This window comes from Alkalicoccobacillus porphyridii, from assembly GCF_007293315.1.
GTDB lineage: Bacteria > Bacillota > Bacilli > Bacillales > Bacillaceae_D > Alkalicoccobacillus > Alkalicoccobacillus porphyridii.
Genome location: NZ_VLXZ01000012.1, coordinates 106293 through 123624, shown reverse-complemented (window position 1 = coordinate 123624; position 17332 = coordinate 106293). Strand labels below are relative to the sequence as shown.

23 protein-coding genes are annotated in these 17332 nt (G+C 41.0%); 22 read left to right on the top strand and 1 reads right to left on the bottom strand.

Going from position 1 to position 17332, the window contains the following annotated elements:
• Nucleotides 1-344: 344 nt before the first annotated feature.
• From FN960_RS17075 to aroD, 4 genes are all read left to right on the top strand, one after another.
• Nucleotides 345-836 carry a YqhR family membrane protein gene (locus FN960_RS17075; protein ID WP_143850064.1) on the top strand — a complete coding sequence of 164 codons (492 nt, stop codon included), beginning with the start codon at nucleotides 345-347 and terminating at the stop codon, nucleotides 834-836.
• Nucleotides 837-915: 79 nt separating this feature from the next.
• Complete coding sequence (locus FN960_RS17070) at nucleotides 916-1986, top strand: M24 family metallopeptidase (protein WP_143850063.1); 1071 nt, start codon at nucleotides 916-918, stop codon at nucleotides 1984-1986.
• Nucleotides 1987-2082: 96 nt separating this feature from the next.
• Nucleotides 2083-2640 (top strand): elongation factor P, encoded by a 558-nt coding sequence (efp, locus tag FN960_RS17065; RefSeq protein WP_143850062.1) that lies wholly within the window; start codon nucleotides 2083-2085, stop codon nucleotides 2638-2640.
• A 76-nt stretch (nucleotides 2641-2716) separates the two neighbouring features.
• On the top strand, nucleotides 2717-3484 hold the full coding sequence (aroD, locus tag FN960_RS17060; RefSeq protein ID WP_143850061.1) for a type I 3-dehydroquinate dehydratase: 768 nt from the start codon (nucleotides 2717-2719) through the stop codon (nucleotides 3482-3484).
• 24 nt (nucleotides 3485-3508) lie between these two features.
• On the opposite strand, the gene FN960_RS17055 is transcribed toward aroD, so the two are convergent.
• Entirely contained in the window at nucleotides 3509-4027 is a 519-nt protein-coding gene (locus FN960_RS17055) for a shikimate kinase (RefSeq protein ID WP_143850060.1), read from the bottom strand.
• A gap of 168 nt (nucleotides 4028-4195) precedes the next feature.
• On the opposite strand from FN960_RS17055, the gene FN960_RS17050 reads away from it, so the two are divergent.
• From FN960_RS17050 to FN960_RS16965, 18 genes are all read left to right on the top strand, one after another.
• Nucleotides 4196-4474: a YqhV family protein gene (locus tag FN960_RS17050; protein WP_260682045.1), complete on the top strand. Its 279-nt coding sequence runs from the start codon at nucleotides 4196-4198 to the stop codon at nucleotides 4472-4474.
• A gap of 12 nt (nucleotides 4475-4486) precedes the next feature.
• Complete coding sequence (gene spoIIIAA / locus FN960_RS17045; protein WP_143850059.1) at nucleotides 4487-5422, top strand: stage III sporulation protein AA; 936 nt, start codon at nucleotides 4487-4489, stop codon at nucleotides 5420-5422.
• On the top strand, nucleotides 5419-5931 hold the full coding sequence (spoIIIAB, locus tag FN960_RS17040; protein WP_143850058.1) for a stage III sporulation protein SpoIIIAB: 513 nt from the start codon (nucleotides 5419-5421) through the stop codon (nucleotides 5929-5931). The genes spoIIIAA and spoIIIAB overlap by 4 nt, the downstream gene beginning before the upstream one ends.
• A 19-nt stretch (nucleotides 5932-5950) precedes the next feature.
• A complete protein-coding gene (gene spoIIIAC / locus FN960_RS17035) occupies nucleotides 5951-6157 on the top strand; it encodes a stage III sporulation protein AC (protein ID WP_010898943.1) in 207 nt (68 codons plus the stop codon).
• Between the two features lie 15 nt (nucleotides 6158-6172).
• Complete coding sequence (gene spoIIIAD / locus FN960_RS17030; RefSeq protein WP_143850057.1) at nucleotides 6173-6562, top strand: stage III sporulation protein AD; 390 nt, start codon at nucleotides 6173-6175, stop codon at nucleotides 6560-6562.
• 22 nt (nucleotides 6563-6584) lie between these two features.
• A complete protein-coding gene (gene spoIIIAE, locus FN960_RS17025; protein WP_143850056.1) occupies nucleotides 6585-7784 on the top strand; it encodes a stage III sporulation protein AE in 1200 nt (399 codons plus the stop codon).
• A gap of 11 nt (nucleotides 7785-7795) precedes the next feature.
• Nucleotides 7796-8443 (top strand): stage III sporulation protein AF, encoded by a 648-nt coding sequence (spoIIIAF, locus tag FN960_RS17020; RefSeq protein WP_143850055.1) that lies wholly within the window; start codon nucleotides 7796-7798, stop codon nucleotides 8441-8443.
• On the top strand, nucleotides 8424-9095 hold the full coding sequence (spoIIIAG, locus tag FN960_RS17015) for a stage III sporulation protein AG (protein ID WP_143850054.1): 672 nt from the start codon (nucleotides 8424-8426) through the stop codon (nucleotides 9093-9095). Before spoIIIAF ends, spoIIIAG begins: the two co-directional genes overlap by 20 nt.
• Nucleotides 9096-9097: 2 nt before the next feature.
• Nucleotides 9098-9661, top strand: a complete 564-nt coding sequence (locus tag FN960_RS17010) for a SpoIIIAH-like family protein (RefSeq protein ID WP_143850053.1) — start codon at nucleotides 9098-9100, stop codon at nucleotides 9659-9661.
• Between the two features lie 714 nt (nucleotides 9662-10375).
• Nucleotides 10376-10735 (top strand): hypothetical protein, encoded by a 360-nt coding sequence (locus FN960_RS17005; RefSeq protein ID WP_143850072.1) that lies wholly within the window; start codon nucleotides 10376-10378, stop codon nucleotides 10733-10735.
• A gap of 128 nt (nucleotides 10736-10863) precedes the next feature.
• Nucleotides 10864-11343, top strand: coding sequence for an acetyl-CoA carboxylase biotin carboxyl carrier protein (gene accB, locus FN960_RS17000; protein ID WP_143850052.1), 480 nt, complete (start codon nucleotides 10864-10866; stop codon nucleotides 11341-11343).
• 21 nt (nucleotides 11344-11364) lie between these two features.
• Nucleotides 11365-12732, top strand: a complete 1368-nt coding sequence (accC, locus tag FN960_RS16995; protein ID WP_143850051.1) for an acetyl-CoA carboxylase biotin carboxylase subunit — start codon at nucleotides 11365-11367, stop codon at nucleotides 12730-12732.
• A gap of 21 nt (nucleotides 12733-12753) precedes the next feature.
• Entirely contained in the window at nucleotides 12754-13149 is a 396-nt protein-coding gene (locus tag FN960_RS16990; RefSeq protein ID WP_143850050.1) for an Asp23/Gls24 family envelope stress response protein, read from the top strand.
• A 174-nt stretch (nucleotides 13150-13323) separates the two neighbouring features.
• Nucleotides 13324-13731: a transcription antitermination factor NusB gene (gene nusB, locus FN960_RS16985; protein WP_143850049.1), complete on the top strand. Its 408-nt coding sequence runs from the start codon at nucleotides 13324-13326 to the stop codon at nucleotides 13729-13731.
• Between the two features lie 82 nt (nucleotides 13732-13813).
• The gene (gene folD, locus FN960_RS16980; protein ID WP_143850048.1) at nucleotides 13814-14662 is read left to right on the top strand and encodes a bifunctional methylenetetrahydrofolate dehydrogenase/methenyltetrahydrofolate cyclohydrolase FolD; all 849 of its coding nucleotides are present in this window, start codon (nucleotides 13814-13816) and stop codon (nucleotides 14660-14662) included.
• Nucleotides 14663-14672: 10 nt separating this feature from the next.
• Complete coding sequence (xseA, locus tag FN960_RS16975; RefSeq protein WP_143850047.1) at nucleotides 14673-16040, top strand: exodeoxyribonuclease VII large subunit; 1368 nt, start codon at nucleotides 14673-14675, stop codon at nucleotides 16038-16040.
• Complete coding sequence (xseB, locus tag FN960_RS16970; RefSeq protein WP_143850046.1) at nucleotides 16027-16269, top strand: exodeoxyribonuclease VII small subunit; 243 nt, start codon at nucleotides 16027-16029, stop codon at nucleotides 16267-16269. The genes xseA and xseB overlap by 14 nt, the downstream gene beginning before the upstream one ends.
• Entirely contained in the window at nucleotides 16266-17147 is an 882-nt protein-coding gene (locus FN960_RS16965) for a polyprenyl synthetase family protein (protein ID WP_143850045.1), read from the top strand. The genes xseB and FN960_RS16965 overlap by 4 nt, the downstream gene beginning before the upstream one ends.
• The last annotated feature ends 185 nt before the right edge of the window (nucleotides 17148-17332 follow it).

The window sequence follows — 17332 nt, the reverse complement described above, 5'->3', positions numbered from 1 at the left end:
TACAACTGCATCTTAACGGAGGGCTTTTTTTCTGTAAATAGGGTAAAAAGAAATCCCACAGGAATGCTCCTACGGAATAGAACGAGTCTGAAGACATTGAAGTTGTGCACTTCCACTTCAATGGCTGAGGCCGTTCCCGTGGAAAGCGAAGATTTCTCCTGTAGCGGTGTATGAGCTCATTTCTAGATGACTTTATTAGTGATGTCTTTATCATCTCCCAGCTGTCAGCCATTCAATTTTTCCAATTGTTTTAAAGAAGGCATTGGTATAAGGGCTTAATCTCTTTATGCGTGATTGTGAATGGAGAACAGGATGTACGGGTTATACTAGACTGAGGTGATTTGATGAAGAATAATCGTCAATTTGAACAGGATCAAACAGAAAAACCCATGACTTACCGAATGAAAGTTGTATTGATTGGTTTTTTTGGTGGACTTATTTGGTCTCTTGTGGCGTTCTTTGGGTTCTTCTTTAACTTTATGAACTTTGGTCCTGCCCTTATTCTTATGCCCTGGGAGCTTGGAGCTTGGAAAAATACATATATAGGACAGGGTGTTGGCGTACTAGTTATAGCTATTCTATCTATTCTTATTGCTTTTTTATATAAGTGGATGATGCAGAAGCTTAATACAATGTGGGCAGGGGTAGGGTTTGGAGCGATCCTCTGGGTTATCGTATTCTACATCTGTAATCCGTTTATACCTGGATTAAAGACGGTGCCTAATCTGGACAGAAATTCAATTATCACATCCGCTTGTTTATTTTTGCTTTACGGATTGTTTATCGGCTATTCGATTTCTTATGAATATCAACAGCAGCAAATCTCTTCTTCGTAGCGTGTTACTTCGCTCCTCTGTCATGGTATGGTAAACTGAACTGACAGTATGCATAATTTCTGAAGGAGTGAGGTTGAAAATGAGTAGAATAGAGGCCATAAGAAGTGAATGGACTAAAAATGAGGTGGATGGACTTTTAATCATGAGTCCTTATAACCGCCGCTATGTCTCTGGCTTTACGGGAAGTGCTGGAGCTATACTTTTATCTAATAAGGAAGCAGTGTTCATTACTGACTTTCGTTATACTGAACAAGCTAAGGAGCAAACAACTGGCTTTACGATTGTTCAACAAAAGGGCTCAATCATTGAGGAAATTGGTAAGCAGGCAGAGAAGCTACATATTACAAAGCTTGGCTTTGAAAAAAGCCATGTTACATATGAACAATTTCAGCAACTTCAGCAATCGGTTGTTACAGCAACATTAACACCAGTGAGTGGGTTAGTTGAAGGGGTACGTCTAATCAAGGATTCAAGTGAAATTCAGCTTATTCAGGATGCGGCAGATATTGCCGACGCTGCATACACGCATATTCTTTCTTATGTTCAACCTGGTATGACTGAGCTTGAAGTATCTAATGAACTTGAATTTTTTATGAGAAAACAAGGAGCTCAAAGCTCTTCCTTTGATATTATTGTAGCCTCAGGCCATCGTTCTGCATTACCTCATGGGGTAGCGAGTGGAAAGCTAATTGAGACAGGGGAGTTAGTGACACTTGACTTTGGTGCCTATTATAAGGGGTATTGCTCGGATATTACCCGTACATTTGCAGTGGGCAGTATCAGTGATGAGCTGAATACTATTTATCACACTGTACTTGAAGCCCAATTGCGAGGCATGAATGGAATCAAAGCGGGTATAACAGGTAAAGAAGCAGACGCCCTAACCCGTGATTATATTAAAGAAAAAGGATACGGCGAGTACTTTGGTCATTCAACTGGACATGGTCTTGGCATGGAAGTACACGAGAGTCCTTCTTTATCCTTCAAATCCGATAACGTGTTAGAGCCTGGTATGGTTGTAACGGTAGAACCAGGTATTTACGTTCATGGTGTAGGAGGAACTAGAATAGAGGATGATATTTTAATTACTGCTGAAGGGAATCGATCCTTTACCTCTTCATCCAAGGAGCTCATTCATGTCGGTGTATAAAGGCATCGATTTGGTGGTCAACTTTAAGCCTAGCTGTGGTATAGTAATGGATGGGAAACATCCCGCAAATTATGCAGGGAATACGGAGGAACTAACATGATTTCAGTAAATGATTTTAAAACGGGTTTAACCATTGTAGTAGATAATGGCATTTGGCAGGTGTTGGAATTTCAACATGTGAAGCCAGGAAAAGGGGCAGCATTTGTACGTACAAAGCTGCGGAATCTGCGTAATGGTAATATTCAAGAGAAAACATTCCGTGCTGGAGAAAAAGTTGAAAGAGCTCATATTGAGAATAGACGCATGCAATACCTTTATGCAAGTGGAGATACGCATACGTTTATGGACACAGAGTCTTATGAACAACTTGAATTGCAATCAAATCAAATTGAATATGAGCTGAAATTCCTTAAAGAGAATATGGAAGTTCATGTGATTAGCTATCAATCTGAAACACTTGGAGTTGAAGTGCCAAATACGGTTGAACTTGAGGTTGTAGAAACTGAACCTGGAATTAAAGGCGATACTGCATCTGGTGGTACAAAGCCAGCAACCCTTGAGACAGGAATTACCGTTCAGGTTCCGTTCTTTGTTAACCAAGGAGATCGTTTGTTAATTGATACTAGATCAAGCTCATACATGTCTAGAGCATAAGAATGATGGGAGGGTCCAGAGCACCGGGTGTGTTCTGGATTCTTTTATTAAAGTCGAAGCATAGGGGAGAGTGACGATGAGTACTGCACAGGAAGTAAGGATTAGGGGTGTTGTCATGGGCAGAGAGCACCGAGCTGCGATTTGTTGTTCGTTAGTTGGGACGACCTTAAACGAACTGCTTGATGAACTAAAGGTCATCCTTCCGAAAAGGCCCGATGTATTGGAATGGAGAGTGGATTTTTTTTCTGAGATACATAATGATCAAGTCGTCCTTGATACAGCAAAGAAGCTAAGAGAAGAGATCGGTGAAATTGTCTTGTTGTTTACTATTCGTTCTTATGAAGAAGGAGGCCAACCAGGATCATTAGGTCAAACAGAGCAAGAACAGCTACTTCTAAAGGTGCTTCTTGATAAATCAATTGATATGTTAGATATTGAGCAGGCTTCAGCTTTTGCTAGTAGCACGGAATTAGTAAATGTAGCTCGCTCTCAACAAATCAAGCTTATTTTTTCGACGCATTATTTTACGCATACACCTTCAGCTAATAGCATGACAAACTATTTAATAGCGGGTCAAACAGCGGGTGCGGATCTTGTAAAATTGGCTGTGATGCCGAAGAATGAAGAAGATGTTCTCTCGCTGCTACACGTAACAAATGAGGCAGCCTCCACATTAACCGTTCCAATTATCACGATAGCGATGGGTAAGCTTGGTGTATCCACACGATTAGTTGGTGATCAATTTGGTTCAACGATGACCTTTGCTGTTGGTGACACTGCATCTGCTCCAGGGCAAGTTCCTGTTGAAATGATTAGAGAATTACAGAATTACACGAAAGCTTAAAGATAAAAAGCCATCCATGTGCACCTAAGTAGACTGGATGGCTTTTTTTATTTCCTTAGCGATTTGTAATGGACCTAAACGATCCGTATGGATGGTGTGATGAGCATTCGTATAAACTTCCCGTCTCGAGTGATACAGCTCTTTGATTTCCTGGTGAGACTTATTTTGTAGTAAAGGGCGATCTTTTTTAAGGAGTGGAAGCCTTTCAACCCAAGCTGAGAAAGATATATCAAGAAAAATGACCTCTCCTTTTTCTAAGCTTTGCCTCTGAATATCCTTCTGCAAAAAAGCGCCACCACCAAGAGATACTATATAGTTTTCCTTATTCATAATGTGCCCGAAAAGCTTGCGCTCTTTTTTTCTAAATGCCTCTTCCCCATCCTTCGAAAAGATCTCCAATATAGTCTTCCCGAACTCTTTTTCAATAGCTTGGTCCAAATCAATAAAAGGGCGCTGTAACAGTGTAGCTAGCTCATGACCAATTGTGGTTTTCCCTACACCCATAAATCCAATTAATACGATGTTTCGATTTGTAGATACCATGATTCCCCTACTCTCTGCTAAAAAAAGATGATGACGGCTTAAGTATAGCAAAACTAAATCCCACATAGAAGAGTCTATTCCTGTTAAGGATTTAATAGATTGGCTGTTCTGAACTTGTCCCCCTATACATACGATGTTAAGACAACAAGCTATACAAGGAGGGGTTATGTGAAGTGGTTTGTGGCTGTTGAATGGACGCTTCTAATCATGGTATTTCTACGCGTTCTTTCAGGTTTCATTGAACTAACAGTCGCTGGTCTCATTCTACGATTTAACAATATCGAGAAAGCCATCGTCTTAAATGGAGTATTAGCCCTAATTGGTCCAGCGGTTTTTTTGCTTTCTATTTTAGTTGGATTGGTTGGTTTATCAGATAAACTGTCAGTTCCAAAATTTATGTTTATCGGCACGGGAGCGGTGTGCATTTTGATTGGAGCTAGATTGTAGGAGGAATCGCTTATGAACAAGGATGTTCTCTCAGTACTACCACCAACAATCAGCGATATTCTTCTGAGCTTTCCTGATGAGGTAAAAGGGCAAATAGAAGAAATCAGAATTAGGGTGCTAAGACCCCTTGAAGTGATTGCTTCTGGTTCTCCTTTGTATCCAAGTGTAAAGGGAGCTGGAGAGTATATTGTCCAAAAAGATGACGCTCGTTTTATCCTAAATCAGCTAAGTCAGTATTCATTGTATGCATTTGAAGAGGAGCTGAAACGTGGTTTTATTACACTTAAAGGTGGTCACCGTGTTGGATTGGCAGGCAAAGTGATATTGGAGAAAGGTGAAGTGAAAACACTAAGAGACATTAGCTCATTTAATATAAGAGTAGCTAGGCAAACACTTGGTGCAGCAGAGCCTTTGATTTCCAAGCTTTATGATAACGGTTGGAAAAACAGCTTGTTGATTGGTCCTCCACAAAGTGGCAAAACCACATTACTCCGGGATTTAGCAAGGATTATTAGTACTGGCTTTCCCTCTAAACAGATTCAACCAATGAAAATAGGGATTGTAGATGAACGTTCTGAAATTGCGGCAAGTATAAAAGGGGTACCCCAACATCAGCTAGGAAAAAGAGTGGACGTTTTAGATGCCTGTCCAAAGGCAGAAGGGATGATGATGATGATTCGCTCGATGAGTCCAGAGGTATTAATTGTGGATGAAATAGGAAGAGTCGAAGATTGTCTCGCGGTCCGTGAAGCGATTCATGCAGGGGTTCGAGTGATCTCCACAGCACATGGGACCTCATTAGAGGAAGTAGCTGCAAGGCCTGCGTTAAGAACCCTGTTTGAAGAGAATGCTTTTGAACGGTGCGTTGAACTAATTAGAGGGAGCAAGCCTGGTAGTGTCAAGCAAGTGAGAACCATTGGAAAACGAGTAACGGTGAAAATTCAATGAAATGGTTTGGTGCGATCCTAATTATATTAACGTGCACTTGGCTTGGCTTTGATGCAGCTAGACGAGTAAGTGATCGTCCAAAGCAGTTAAGGCAATTAAAAACAGGCATTCTTGCACTAGAAGCTGAGATGCTCTATGGACTAACACCTTTACAAGAGGCAAGTGCTCATTTATCGACACAATTGGCTTATCCAATCAACGTATTATTTGAACGTTTCTCTTCAAAGCTTGCTGCTAGAGGGGATTCAGCGCATATAGCTTGGGAGGAAAGTTTAGATGAAACGTGGGAGATGACCAGTCTCTCTAAAGGTGAACGAGAAGTCCTGCGTCAGTTTGGACAAACATTAGGTCAGCATGATCGTGACCAACAGGAAAAGCAGATTAAACTGACAATGGTCCACTTAGACCGTGAAGAGGCAGAAGCGAAAGAGAATCAGCTTCGCTATGAAACCATGCTGAAAAGTCTAGGATTTCTTGGAGGTCTATTAATTGTCATTTTAATGCTGTAACAAGAAGGAGGGGCGACTTTTGGCTTATGATGTGAATACTATTTTCCAAATTGCAGGAATTGGTATTGTGGTTGCCATGATCCATACGGTACTTAAACAAATGGGCAAAGAGGATTGGGCTCATTGGGTAACACTTATTGGATTTGTTGTTGTGTTGTATATGGTTGCAACCATTGTTGATGATTTGTTCCAAAAAATCAGGGGTGTGTTCCTGTTTCAGGGATAGAGGAGGAGAGTTGCGATGGACATCGTTCAAATTGTTGGAATTGGTCTAATCGCAACTTTTCTTGCGCTAGTTGTTAAAGAGCAGAAGCCGCTTTTTGCTTTTCTTATTACTCTATTTGCTGGCGTCTTTATCTTTTTATTTGTTATAGATGAGCTTGTCAAGATTATCAGTCTTTTGGAGCATATCGCCGCTGATGCAAATGTACATCTGATGTATTTGCAAACGATCTTAAAAATTATTGGCATTGCATACATCGCAGAATTTGGTTCTCAAATTGCTAAGGATGCAGGACAAGCATCCATTGCGTCCAAAATAGAGCTTGCAGGGAAAGTTCTGATCCTGGTGCTGGCCATTCCGATTATTAAAGCCGTCATTGAGATGATTTTATCGCTATTACCAGGATAATAATAGAGATCGGAGGAGTGTCATGAGCCGCTGGATCATTGCAATACTGTTAAGTGTTTTGTGTTGGAGCTATCCTGGTCTGGTGTTGGCAAATGATAACGACCAAACAAGTCCAGAGCCAGAGTCGTCAGAACCAGCAGCATTTATTGATCACCAAATTGAACGACTTCAGTTAGATGAAATACAAATGTATTGGGAACAAGTCTCAACAGAATACGGGGGCTTTCTTCCCGAGAGTCAAAAAGGATCGTTTAAAGAATTTATTACAGGTGAGAAGAGGTTTCAAATTAAAGAATGGGGTATGGGCCTAGTTAAATTTCTCCTTCATGAATTAACAACAAACAGTAAATTACTAGGTATGCTCATTTTATTAACTTTATTTAGTCAGATTCTCCAATCCATCCAAAATGCATTTGAGAGCCAGAATGTAAGTAAAGCTGCCTACGCCGTGACATATCTAGTGTTAATGATTCTGGCAATGAACAGTTTTTACGTGGCCATTCATTACGCTTCTGAGGCAATCAGCAGCATGATTCACTTTATGATTGCACTCCTTCCGCTTTTATTAGCGTTAATGGCTTCAATTGGTAGCCTGGCATCATCAGCATTATTTCATCCATTGATTATTTTTTTAGTTAATACTAGCGGCATCCTAATTAATCAATTTGTGCTTCCCCTCCTCTTTTTCTCTGCTGTATTAGGAATTGTTAGTACGTTAAGTGAACACTATAAGGTCTCAAAGCTAGCAGATTTTTTTAGAAAGATGGCGGTGGGGCTTCTAGGGATTTTTATGACAGTGTTTCTTGGGGTCATTTCTGTGCAGGGGGCTTCAACAGCTGCAACGGATGGTTTAACCGTGCGTACAGCAAAGTTTATTGCGGGTAATTTCATCCCTGTTGTCGGAAAAATGTTTACAGACGCCACTGACACAGTTATGAGTGCTTCCGTTCTTTTAAAAAATACAGTTGGTATGACTGGACTTGGCATTTTGTTTATGATTTGTGTCTTTCCTCTATTAAAGGTCTTATCACTTGGCATTATTTTTAATGTAGCTGCAGCTGTTTTACAGCCGCTAGGGGGAGGGCCAATTATAGAGTGTCTATCTATTATTGGGAAGTCAGTCATGTACGTGTTTGCAGCGCTAGCCTTAGTTAGCTTAATGTTCTTTTTGGCTATTACTTTGATGGTTGCTGCGAGTAATCTCTCATTTATGATGCGATAGGAGGTGGGTCTATGGGGCTTCTTACAGGTTGGGTAACTGGGATTGTTTTGTTAATCATGCTGGCAATCATTCTAGAAATGCTTCTTCCTAACTCAGCAATGAGAGGTTACGTAAAGTTGGTAGTCAGCTTGCTTATCTTAATCGCTATGCTAAGACCCGTTCTATCATTATTTACTGTGGATACAGATGAGTGGCTGCACGGTTTACAGCGTGGAGATCCGTATGGAACCGAATTAATAGAGGAACAAATAAATTTGCAAAAAAGTGAAATAGAAAAGGTACGAGCTGCATATATTTCAGAACAGGTGGCTGACCAGCTCATAGAACAAACAGAAGAGACATTACGGGACACCTACTCACTTGAATTTACGAGCGTAGATGTAGAGCAAGAAATGGGACAGGGAGGTCAGGAGAATGAGGAGGCAGTAGCTATTTTAGCAGTTGTCCGTAAGGTGCAAGCAAATACACTAGCTGAAAACAGTCAGAGCCAAATTGAAACGGTTCAAATCGATCTTTCTGATCCTCATGATAGTGAATCAAATTCTATCAACCTGCTCCCAGTAAAAAAATTTTTAGCTGAAAAATGGGAGATTCCAGAAGATCGAATTACGCTCTCGATGGAAGGGGGAGATCAGGAAGATGAAGAAGGAGGATCCTAAAGGCTTTTATTCTTGGTTTAAAAAACTAACGGATAAAAATGAACCTGATAAGCGAAAAAGTTATCGCTACATTCTAATTTTGGGGTGTGCGGGTCTTCTATTAATGGTTTTGAACCAATTTTTTACTGAACAACAGGTACCACAAGCCGGGCAACCGGACCTTCCTGCATTTCAAGCGGACGAAACAAAAGAAGAGGAAGATACAGAGGTTTTTAAACGAAGCGAAGAAGATGGAAATACAATGAAGGACTATGAAGACAGCTATGAAAACCAGCTTAGGGAAAACCTTGAGCAAATTGTGGGGCTGAATGATGTATCTGTCATGATTAATTTAGCAGAAACAGAAAAACAGATTTACGAAAAAAATGCGAGCTCCAAAAATCAGCAAACAAGCGAAACAGATCGTGAAGGCGGGACAAGAGAAGTAACGGATCAGACCATAGATGAACAAACTGTCATTGTTCGTAACGGAGATACTGAAGGTCCATTGCTTATTCAAACAGAGAAGCCAAGTATTAGAGGCGTACTGGTCGTTGCTGAAGGGGTTGAAAATGCACAGGTGAAGGCTTGGGTCATTGAAGCGGTCAGCAGAGTACTGGATGTTCCAGCGCATCGAATCTCGGTCATGCCAAAGAAATCTGAGGAGGAATAAAAATGGCGTTAAAAAAACAAACCGTTTGGCTATTAACGATGTTAAGTTTAATTATTGTGTTATCTGTATACTATGTAACATCTGGGACCACTGATTTTGCGTTGCCAACAGATGACGAACAAGAAGAAGGCGTTTCAAGCGAGGTAGAAGTTGAAGTGACACAGGACGGCGAAGCACCTGAAGGAAGTCTAGAAGTGAACGGTCAATCAGTGGCTGAAAGCTTTGCTGAAATCCGAATCAATAAAGAAGTATCTAGGTCACAGCAGGCCGAACAATATGGAGAAATCATTTCTTCATCAGATGCCACCCCTGAAGAGCAGGTAGAAGCAAGAGACAAAAGCATGGAAATTCTTAATATCACTCAAAGTGAAGAGCAGCTTGAGGCTCTTGTTAAAGCAAAAGGCTATGATAATGTGCTAGTCATTAGCGAGGATTCTAAAGTACAAATCTTGGTTGACAAAGAGGAACTTAGCTCGGCTGAGGCAAACGACATTATCTTACTTGCAAAAGAGCAACTAGGAACAAGCAACAATGTCTCTGTTTCTCACAACCCAGGCTCGAACTAATAAAGTGGTCGAGGGTAAGTCATTCCCCTGAGGGTGAGAAAGCGAGAACCCAAAACATGAACACTCGAAAACATCCGCTCTAGGAAAAACCTTCGCTAGAATAGATAAAAACAAGAAAGATCAATGACTCGGCAAAGCACCCCAAATGTTAGAGAAACATTTTAACATTTAGGGTGTTTTTTATGGTGATGTAAAGTAAAGAATCTAGACGGAATGTGATAATGTCTTTTCTAAAAAGCTGGCAAAATAGAAGGGCCGACAGCTGCGAGAAGAACAGGAGGCCACTGAAAATGAAGCTTTAGATGATAGTGAACCTTCTTTTAAACAAAAAAACGGCCCTCGTTTCACTAGATAGGAATGTTAGTCTGATCGGGAACAGTAGCGGAAGGAGAAAACGTAGACTCCTACGGCACAGAACGAGGCAGACCGACATTGAAGTGGCGCCTTTCCACTTCAAGGGCTGAGGCCGTTCCCGTGGAAAGCGTAGGTTTCTCCTGGAGCGGTGCAAATAAGCTCATTTCTAGATGACTTTTTCAGTGACCTCGATGAAAAGGTACATTGGGAGCGCCGGAAAAGAAACGAATCATGAGACCCCTCTACCCAAAAATCCTTAGAGCTCTGCTTTTCAAAACCGGCATATGGGCAACTAATGCATTCAGAATTAAGACATGTTATAATAATTTAGGTGCAATTTGTTTATGAGGAGCGATTATGATGGAATGGACAGATTTAACCGAGGGAGCTAAAGCTGTTTTAGAGCAAACTCGTAATATTAAGAATGATCATATTCAGATCGTCGAATTTGAAATTGGGTTTGAAGAACAGTTTGAAGAGAAGGATGAAGGTTCCTACACGGTTTCCATCCAAGAAGAAGACTACGACAACCTAAAAAGGTACACAAAAGAGAATGAGTATGATGAAAAATATCACATGGCTCGTAATAAGAATATCGTAAAGATCATCCTGCTTGAAAATGGGAAGATTCCTGATAACTTATCTGAGTTTCCTGTTTTTCGTCAATATAAGAAAGAGGCCATTGCAAAAGAGCAGGTAGAAACAGATACGGAAGAGTAGGAATAACTGGAGAAGGTCCTTTATTCATTGAATGAAGGCTTTTTGTGGACAATGAATGAATTCTATGTACCTATGCTATAATAGGGCAGCATATTAGACTGAACTTAAAGGAGATGTACATAACACACATGGACGTAAAAGACATTAAAGAATTGATACAGGCTGTGAATGAATCTGAAATTGATGAGCTTGAATTTGAACAGGATGGTAAGAAGCTTTCATTAAAGAAAGTAAAACCTCAAGGCGCAGTCATTCAGCCTGAAGCTTATCAGTCACCAAGACAGGTGGATGTATCACAACCAGCCACAGCTAAGGCCTCGGCTCCTATTGCTGAAGATGTAGAAACAAAACAAGAAACAAATGAGAACTTACACACAGTTACATCCCCAATGGTTGGAACATTCTACTCTGCTCCTTCTCCTGATGACAATGATTATGTTGCCGTTGGAGATCAAGTGAAGGAAGATTCGATTGTTTGTATTGTGGAAGCCATGAAGCTCATGAACGAAATTGAGGCAGATATAAACGGGAAAGTCGTTGAAATTGTAGCCCAAAATGGTGAGCTGGTTGAATACGGACAGCCTTTATTCGTTGTTGAAGTGAAATAATCTAGGAGCTGGGTAAAAAAGATGATAAAAAAAATACTAATTGCTAACCGTGGAGAAATAGCGGTCCGAATCATTCGGGCATGTCAAGAGATGGGGATTGAAACTGTTGCAGTGTATTCAGAAGCCGATGTTGATGCTTTACATGTTCAATTGGCAGACCAAGCATTCTGTATCGGTCCAACAGCCTCGGGTCAAAGCTATTTAAATTTCACTAATATTATGAGTGTGGCTACTCTCACTGAGTCTGATGCCATCCACCCTGGTTACGGCTTTCTCGCTGAGAATGCTGACTTTGCTGAAATTTGCGCTGCTTGTAATATTACATTTATTGGACCAGGTCCTCATGCGATTAGCCAGATGGGTACAAAGGATGTAGCACGTGAAACGATGAAACGTGCAGGAGTGCCTGTTGTTCCGGGCTCAAATGGCATTATCGACGATATTGAATCTGGTCTAGACATTGCAGAAGGAATTGGTTATCCAGTCATTATTAAAGCGACTGCAGGTGGCGGTGGTAAGGGTATACGAGTGGCTCGTAACCCTGAAGAGCTGAAAAAAGGAATTAATATTACTCAGCAGGAGGCAGCCACTGCTTTTGGTAATCCTGGCGTGTACTTAGAGAAATTCATCGAAGATTTTCGACATGTTGAAATTCAAGTGATTGCAGATGAGCATGGAAATACCGTTCATTTAGGTGAACGTGATTGCTCAATTCAACGACGCTTACAAAAGCTTGTTGAAGAAACACCATCTCCAGCCATTACCCCAAGTAAACGTAAAGAAATGGGGGATGCTGCAATCGCAGCTGCCCAAGCAGTGGATTACGTTGGTGCGGGAACCGTTGAATTTATTTATGATCACAATGATGGCTCTTTTTTCTTTATGGAGATGAACACTAGAATTCAGGTAGAGCATCCAGTTACAGAAATGGTAACAGGTATTGATTTGATTAAAGAACAAATTCGAATTGCCAATCATGAACCCCTTTCTTTTACACAAGAAGAGGTTGTATTTAATGGTGTTTCCATCGAATGTCGTATTAATGCAGAGAATCCATCTAAGAACTTTATGCCATCACCGGGTGAAATTACAAGCTATCTGGCACCTGGTGGCTTTGGAGTAAGAATAGATTCTGCAGCTTATCAAGGGTACCGAATCTCACCGTTCTACGACTCTATGATTGCGAAGGTAATCGTTCATGCGCCAACTCGTGAAGAAGCAATTGATCGCATGAAGCGTGCGTTGGTGGAGTTTGACATCGAAGGAGTGGATACAACCATTCCTTTCCATTTGCGGTTGCTTGATCATGAAGTATTTCGCTCGGGTGAATTTAATACGAAATTTATTGAGCAGTATGAAGTCATGCCATCCATAAATGGTGGCAAATAATTTCATAACAAGGAGGCCATTATGGAAGATAATCAGATTTTGGAGCTAGAGGAGCAAAAATCGGGTTTAGGTAAGGTCGAAATTTCTCCTGAGGTTATCGAGGTTATTGCCGGGATTGCTGCACAAGAGGTTGAAGGAATTGCAGCTCTACGTGGAAGCTTTGCTACGGATGTTGCTGAACGCCTTGGTCGTAAAAATCACGGTAAAGGTGTAAAGGTTGATTTGAACGAAAGTGGCATTATTGTAGATGTATCTGTCATTATTGTGTACGGTGCATCTGTTCCAGAGGTTGCTAACCTTGTCCAGATGAATATTAAGCAAACCCTGCATACGATGACTGCGATTCAACTTGAAGCAATAAACGTTCATGTTGTTGGTGTTCAATTTGAATCTTCTGAACCGTTTAAAGAGGAGTAGGGCTCTTTTTAAAAGAAAGGTCTGGTTGCATGTTAAAAAGCATGTATCCAGACTTTTTTTGCTGAAAAGAGGGAAAATAATAACCGTCTAAGAAAACGATTTTCCAGAACGGAATAATTGCGTTATACTAGGACTGGCATAAGTATTTTTTAAGAAAAAAAGGAGTTCATATAAATGAATCGACGGGTAGCAAGATTAAGAGCGGCACAGGCTCTTTATCAAGTAGATGTAATTAAAGAAGAACCAGAGCTAGCAATGACGAGTGTGCTGGATGAGGACGAGCGTCCGAACACATTTTTTCATCAATTAGTTCATGGAACGTTAGAACATAAGGATGAATTGGATGGGTGGATTTCAAGTAACCTGCAGGGCTATACCATCGAACGAATGGGACATGTGGACCGTGCCATTGCCCGTATGGCTTTATTTGAAATGAAATACATTGAAGATATTCCTGTTAACGTAACGTTTAATGAGGCCATTGAGCTTGCAAAAGCATTTGGAGGAGAAGAAGCTGGTCGCTTTATGAATGGTGTACTATCCAATTCAGTAGAAATGATGCAAGATGAAAACGAGATTTAACAGAAAGTATTCATCGAATTGAAGTGCGCAATATGAGCTTCTTTTTACGAATAAAGAAATAAACATAAATGGAGTGAAGAGAATGACTGCTGAACGTATGAATGGAAAAGAATTAGCCGCTACAAAACATGCTGAAATGAAGGTAAGAGTAAGTGAGCTTGCAAAATCAGGGATTGTACCAGGTCTAGCAGTTATTTTAGTTGGAGATGATCAAGCTTCTCAAACCTATGTTCGCTCTAAGCAGAAAATGTGTGAGAAGGTTGGAATTCATTCTATTTTAAAACACCTCCCAGCGGATACTACAGAAGAGGTATTGCTCTCACATATAGATGAGCTAAATAATGATCCTGAAATTGACGGTATTCTAGTTCAATTGCCGCTACCGAAGCAAATATCTGAGCAAGCAGTTATCGAAGCGATAAGCCCGGAAAAGGATGTTGATGGCTTTCACCCAATAAATATTGGCAAAATGATGACTGGAGAGAAAACATTCCTACCGTGTACTCCACACGGCATTATCGAGCTACTTAAAGCATCAGAGGTACAGATTGCTGGTAGTCATGCTGTGGTTGTAGGTAGAAGTAACATTGTAGGTAAGCCGGTTGGACAGCTTCTCTTAAATGAACATGCAACAGTGACCTATTGTCATTCGAGAACAGTAGATCTGCGTGCAATCACCACTCAAGCTGACATTTTAGTTGTTGCTGTTGGGATAGCGAAGCTCATAAAAAAAGAAGATATTAAACCTGGTGCAGTGATTATCGATGTCGGAATGAATCGTGATGAGAATGGTAAGTTGTGTGGAGATGTTGATTTTGATGATGTTGAAGACATTGCGTCTCATATTACTCCGGTTCCAGGTGGAGTTGGACCGATGACAATTACGATGCTGCTCGAAAATACGATTGAATCCGCACTAAATCGCTCGTAAGGTGGTGAATATGTCAGAATCTATTTTATCTGTAACGGAGCTAACACGTTATATAAAAGGACTACTTGAATCAGATCAGCTCTTACCTGACACGTGGATACGAGGTGAGCTATCAAACTTCAAACAGCATAGCCGAGGTCACATGTATTTTTCGGTGAAAGATGAAAATTCTCGTATTCAAGCAGTTATGTTTGCGGGTCATAATCGTTTTTTAGCGTTTAAGCCTGAAAACGGGATGAAAGTTCTGATCCGAGGAGAAATCAACGTATATGAGCCTTACGGGCAATATCAGCTTTATGCAAAGGAAATGCAGCCAGATGGAATAGGTAGTCTTTATCTTGCTTATGAAAAACTCAAAGCCGAGCTTGAGAAAGAGGGATTGTTTGATCAAATAAGAAAAAAACAAATTCCCACATTTCCAAAGCACATCGCAGTAGTCACCTCTCCGACCGGAGCTGCTTTACGCGATATTGTCACGACCTTAAAGCGTCGTTACCCTCTAGCGAAGATTACTCTACTTCCCGCGCTTGTTCAAGGGAATCAAGCACCGGCCTCCGTTGCCTCAGCGATAAAACAAGCTGATGCTGCAGGAATATTTGATGTTCTGATTGCAGGGCGTGGTGGAGGATCAATTGAAGAGCTCTGGGCGTTTAATGAGGAACTGGTGGTTCGAGCAATCTCTGAGGCAAGTGTACCAATTATCTCGGCGGTAGGACACGAAACGGACTATACGATTAGTGATTTTGTTGCTGATCTACGTGCGCCCACACCAACAGCAGCAGCAGAGTTGGCTGTACCGAACCGACTTGATTTACTGACGAGAACGTTTGCAAATAAGCAGCGTCTAATCCTAGTGATGCGGGAGAAGCTGAAGCAAGAAAAGAGGCAGCTTGAACGTTTACATAAATCCTATGCATTTCGATACCCAGCTCAATTGATTCGACAAAAGGAGCAAGAATTGGATAATCAAATGGAAAGGCTAAAGCGGGCAGCTGAACAGCTCATCAAAAATAAAAAGATGAGTCTTCAACAAGTCAAAAAAACGGTGGAGCACCATCACCCTAAAGAGCGTATTAGACAATTAAGAGAGAGGTTAGCCCATCAAGAAGTATTAATAAAGAGGGAAACGGAGCACCACCTTACTCGAAGTCGACAACGCTTCTCTAATCAGATACAGCAGCTACAATTGCTTAGCCCTTTGCACGTAATGAATCGTGGATATAGCTTAGCTTATCAGCAAATAACTGGTGAGTTAATTAAATCAATAGATCAGGCTGAAAGAGACGAAATGCTTGAACTTCAAGTCACAGATGGTACATACATCTGTCAAATAACAGGGAAGACATCTAAAAGGAGGGATACGGATGACAAAAGCTGAAAAAACGATTAGTTTTGAAGAGGCTATGGAGCAGTTAGAGCAAGTAGTGGATAAGCTCGAGCAAGGAGATGTGCCCCTTGAGCAAGCGATAGAAATGTTTCAACAAGGGATGGATCTATCCAAGCAATGCCATGTTAAGCTTGAGCAAATTGAGAAACAGATGGATCAGATTCTGAATGAAGATGGAGAGCTAGAAGAGCTAGATCTGAGTAGGGAGGACCAGGAGTGACTGAAGACCTAAAGGTGTTTTTGAATGAATCTAAACAAAAGATTGATGAAAGACTCCCACATTTCATTGAGAAGCTGCAGGCTCCCGAGTCCTTAAAGGAATCAATGAATTACTCCTTAAAGGCTGGGGGGAAACGCCTTCGACCAGTTTTATTATTAGCTGTGCTGGAGGGGTTTGGAAAGTCCAGTGAAAAGGGAATAGAAGCGGCTTGTGCGATTGAGATGGTTCATACATACTCTTTAATTCACGATGACCTTCCAGCTATGGATGATGACGATGTTAGAAGAGGCAAACCAACCAATCATAAGGTTTTTGGTGAAGCGGCTGCTATTTTGGCGGGGGATGCTTTGCTTACATATAGCTTTGAATTACTTTCAACACTAACTGAGGATCCTGAGATTGTGGTCTCACTCATTGCAGAGTTTGCTCGTGCTATTGGAGCAGAGGGGATGGTTGGTGGTCAGATCTCTGACATGGAGGGTGAGAACAAAGATTTATCAATTGCAGAGCTTGAAAACATTCACCATCACAAAACAGGGGATCTAATGGTCTACTCTATCGTAGCAGGAGCGATTTTAGCTGGTGCAACGGAAGAGGATAAAACCAATTTGAGGAAGTTCGGGCGAGAACTAGGGCTGCTCTTTCAAATTAAGGATGATATTCTTGATATTGAAGGTGACGTTGCATCAATTGGAAAACCAGTTGGAAGTGACGCCGGCAATAATAAGGGCACATACCCAAGCATACTTGGCATGCAAGGCGCGAAGGAACGCTTAGAAGCACACATTGACCTGGCTGTTACCTCACTAAAAAAAGTAGACATGGATCATACGATGCTTATGGAGCTAACAAAGTATGTAGCCAATAGAAACCATTGATTTTAATGTATTCGGGCGATTCCACATTTCAGGTATCGTCTTTTTTTGACGATAAAAAAGGATTAGATTTGGGGTAGTGGTTCAATCTTTGATATACTAGGAGCACAATATGAGAAACAGAGTTGAGGCTGCTTCATAAATAAGTAGAAAAAATAAAGCAGTTACATGAACGATAAGTTGAGTTG

What these genes read in the sequence shown, in the direction of transcription:
- FN960_RS17075 (WP_143850064.1), top strand. Translation starts at nt 345, where the DNA reads ATGAAGAATAATCGTCAATTTGAACAGGATCAAACAGAAAAACCCATG.
- FN960_RS17070 (WP_143850063.1), top strand. Translation starts at nt 916, where the DNA reads ATGAGTAGAATAGAGGCCATAAGAAGTGAATGGACTAAAAATGAGGTG.
- efp (WP_143850062.1), top strand. Translation starts at nt 2,083, where the DNA reads ATGATTTCAGTAAATGATTTTAAAACGGGTTTAACCATTGTAGTAGAT.
- aroD (WP_143850061.1), top strand. Translation starts at nt 2,717, where the DNA reads ATGAGTACTGCACAGGAAGTAAGGATTAGGGGTGTTGTCATGGGCAGA.
- FN960_RS17055 (WP_143850060.1), bottom strand. Translation starts at nt 4,027, where the DNA reads ATGGTATCTACAAATCGAAACATCGTATTAATTGGATTTATGGGTGTA.
- spoIIIAA (WP_143850059.1), top strand. Translation starts at nt 4,487, where the DNA reads ATGAACAAGGATGTTCTCTCAGTACTACCACCAACAATCAGCGATATT.
- spoIIIAB (WP_143850058.1), top strand. Translation starts at nt 5,419, where the DNA reads ATGAAATGGTTTGGTGCGATCCTAATTATATTAACGTGCACTTGGCTT.
- spoIIIAD (WP_143850057.1), top strand. Translation starts at nt 6,173, where the DNA reads ATGGACATCGTTCAAATTGTTGGAATTGGTCTAATCGCAACTTTTCTT.
- spoIIIAE (WP_143850056.1), top strand. Translation starts at nt 6,585, where the DNA reads ATGAGCCGCTGGATCATTGCAATACTGTTAAGTGTTTTGTGTTGGAGC.
- spoIIIAF (WP_143850055.1), top strand. Translation starts at nt 7,796, where the DNA reads ATGGGGCTTCTTACAGGTTGGGTAACTGGGATTGTTTTGTTAATCATG.
- spoIIIAG (WP_143850054.1), top strand. Translation starts at nt 8,424, where the DNA reads ATGAAGAAGGAGGATCCTAAAGGCTTTTATTCTTGGTTTAAAAAACTA.
- FN960_RS17010 (WP_143850053.1), top strand. Translation starts at nt 9,098, where the DNA reads ATGGCGTTAAAAAAACAAACCGTTTGGCTATTAACGATGTTAAGTTTA.
- FN960_RS17005 (WP_143850072.1), top strand. Translation starts at nt 10,376, where the DNA reads ATGGAATGGACAGATTTAACCGAGGGAGCTAAAGCTGTTTTAGAGCAA.
- accB (WP_143850052.1), top strand. Translation starts at nt 10,864, where the DNA reads ATGGACGTAAAAGACATTAAAGAATTGATACAGGCTGTGAATGAATCT.
- accC (WP_143850051.1), top strand. Translation starts at nt 11,365, where the DNA reads ATGATAAAAAAAATACTAATTGCTAACCGTGGAGAAATAGCGGTCCGA.
- FN960_RS16990 (WP_143850050.1), top strand. Translation starts at nt 12,754, where the DNA reads ATGGAAGATAATCAGATTTTGGAGCTAGAGGAGCAAAAATCGGGTTTA.
- nusB (WP_143850049.1), top strand. Translation starts at nt 13,324, where the DNA reads ATGAATCGACGGGTAGCAAGATTAAGAGCGGCACAGGCTCTTTATCAA.
- folD (WP_143850048.1), top strand. Translation starts at nt 13,814, where the DNA reads ATGACTGCTGAACGTATGAATGGAAAAGAATTAGCCGCTACAAAACAT.
- xseA (WP_143850047.1), top strand. Translation starts at nt 14,673, where the DNA reads ATGTCAGAATCTATTTTATCTGTAACGGAGCTAACACGTTATATAAAA.
- xseB (WP_143850046.1), top strand. Translation starts at nt 16,027, where the DNA reads ATGACAAAAGCTGAAAAAACGATTAGTTTTGAAGAGGCTATGGAGCAG.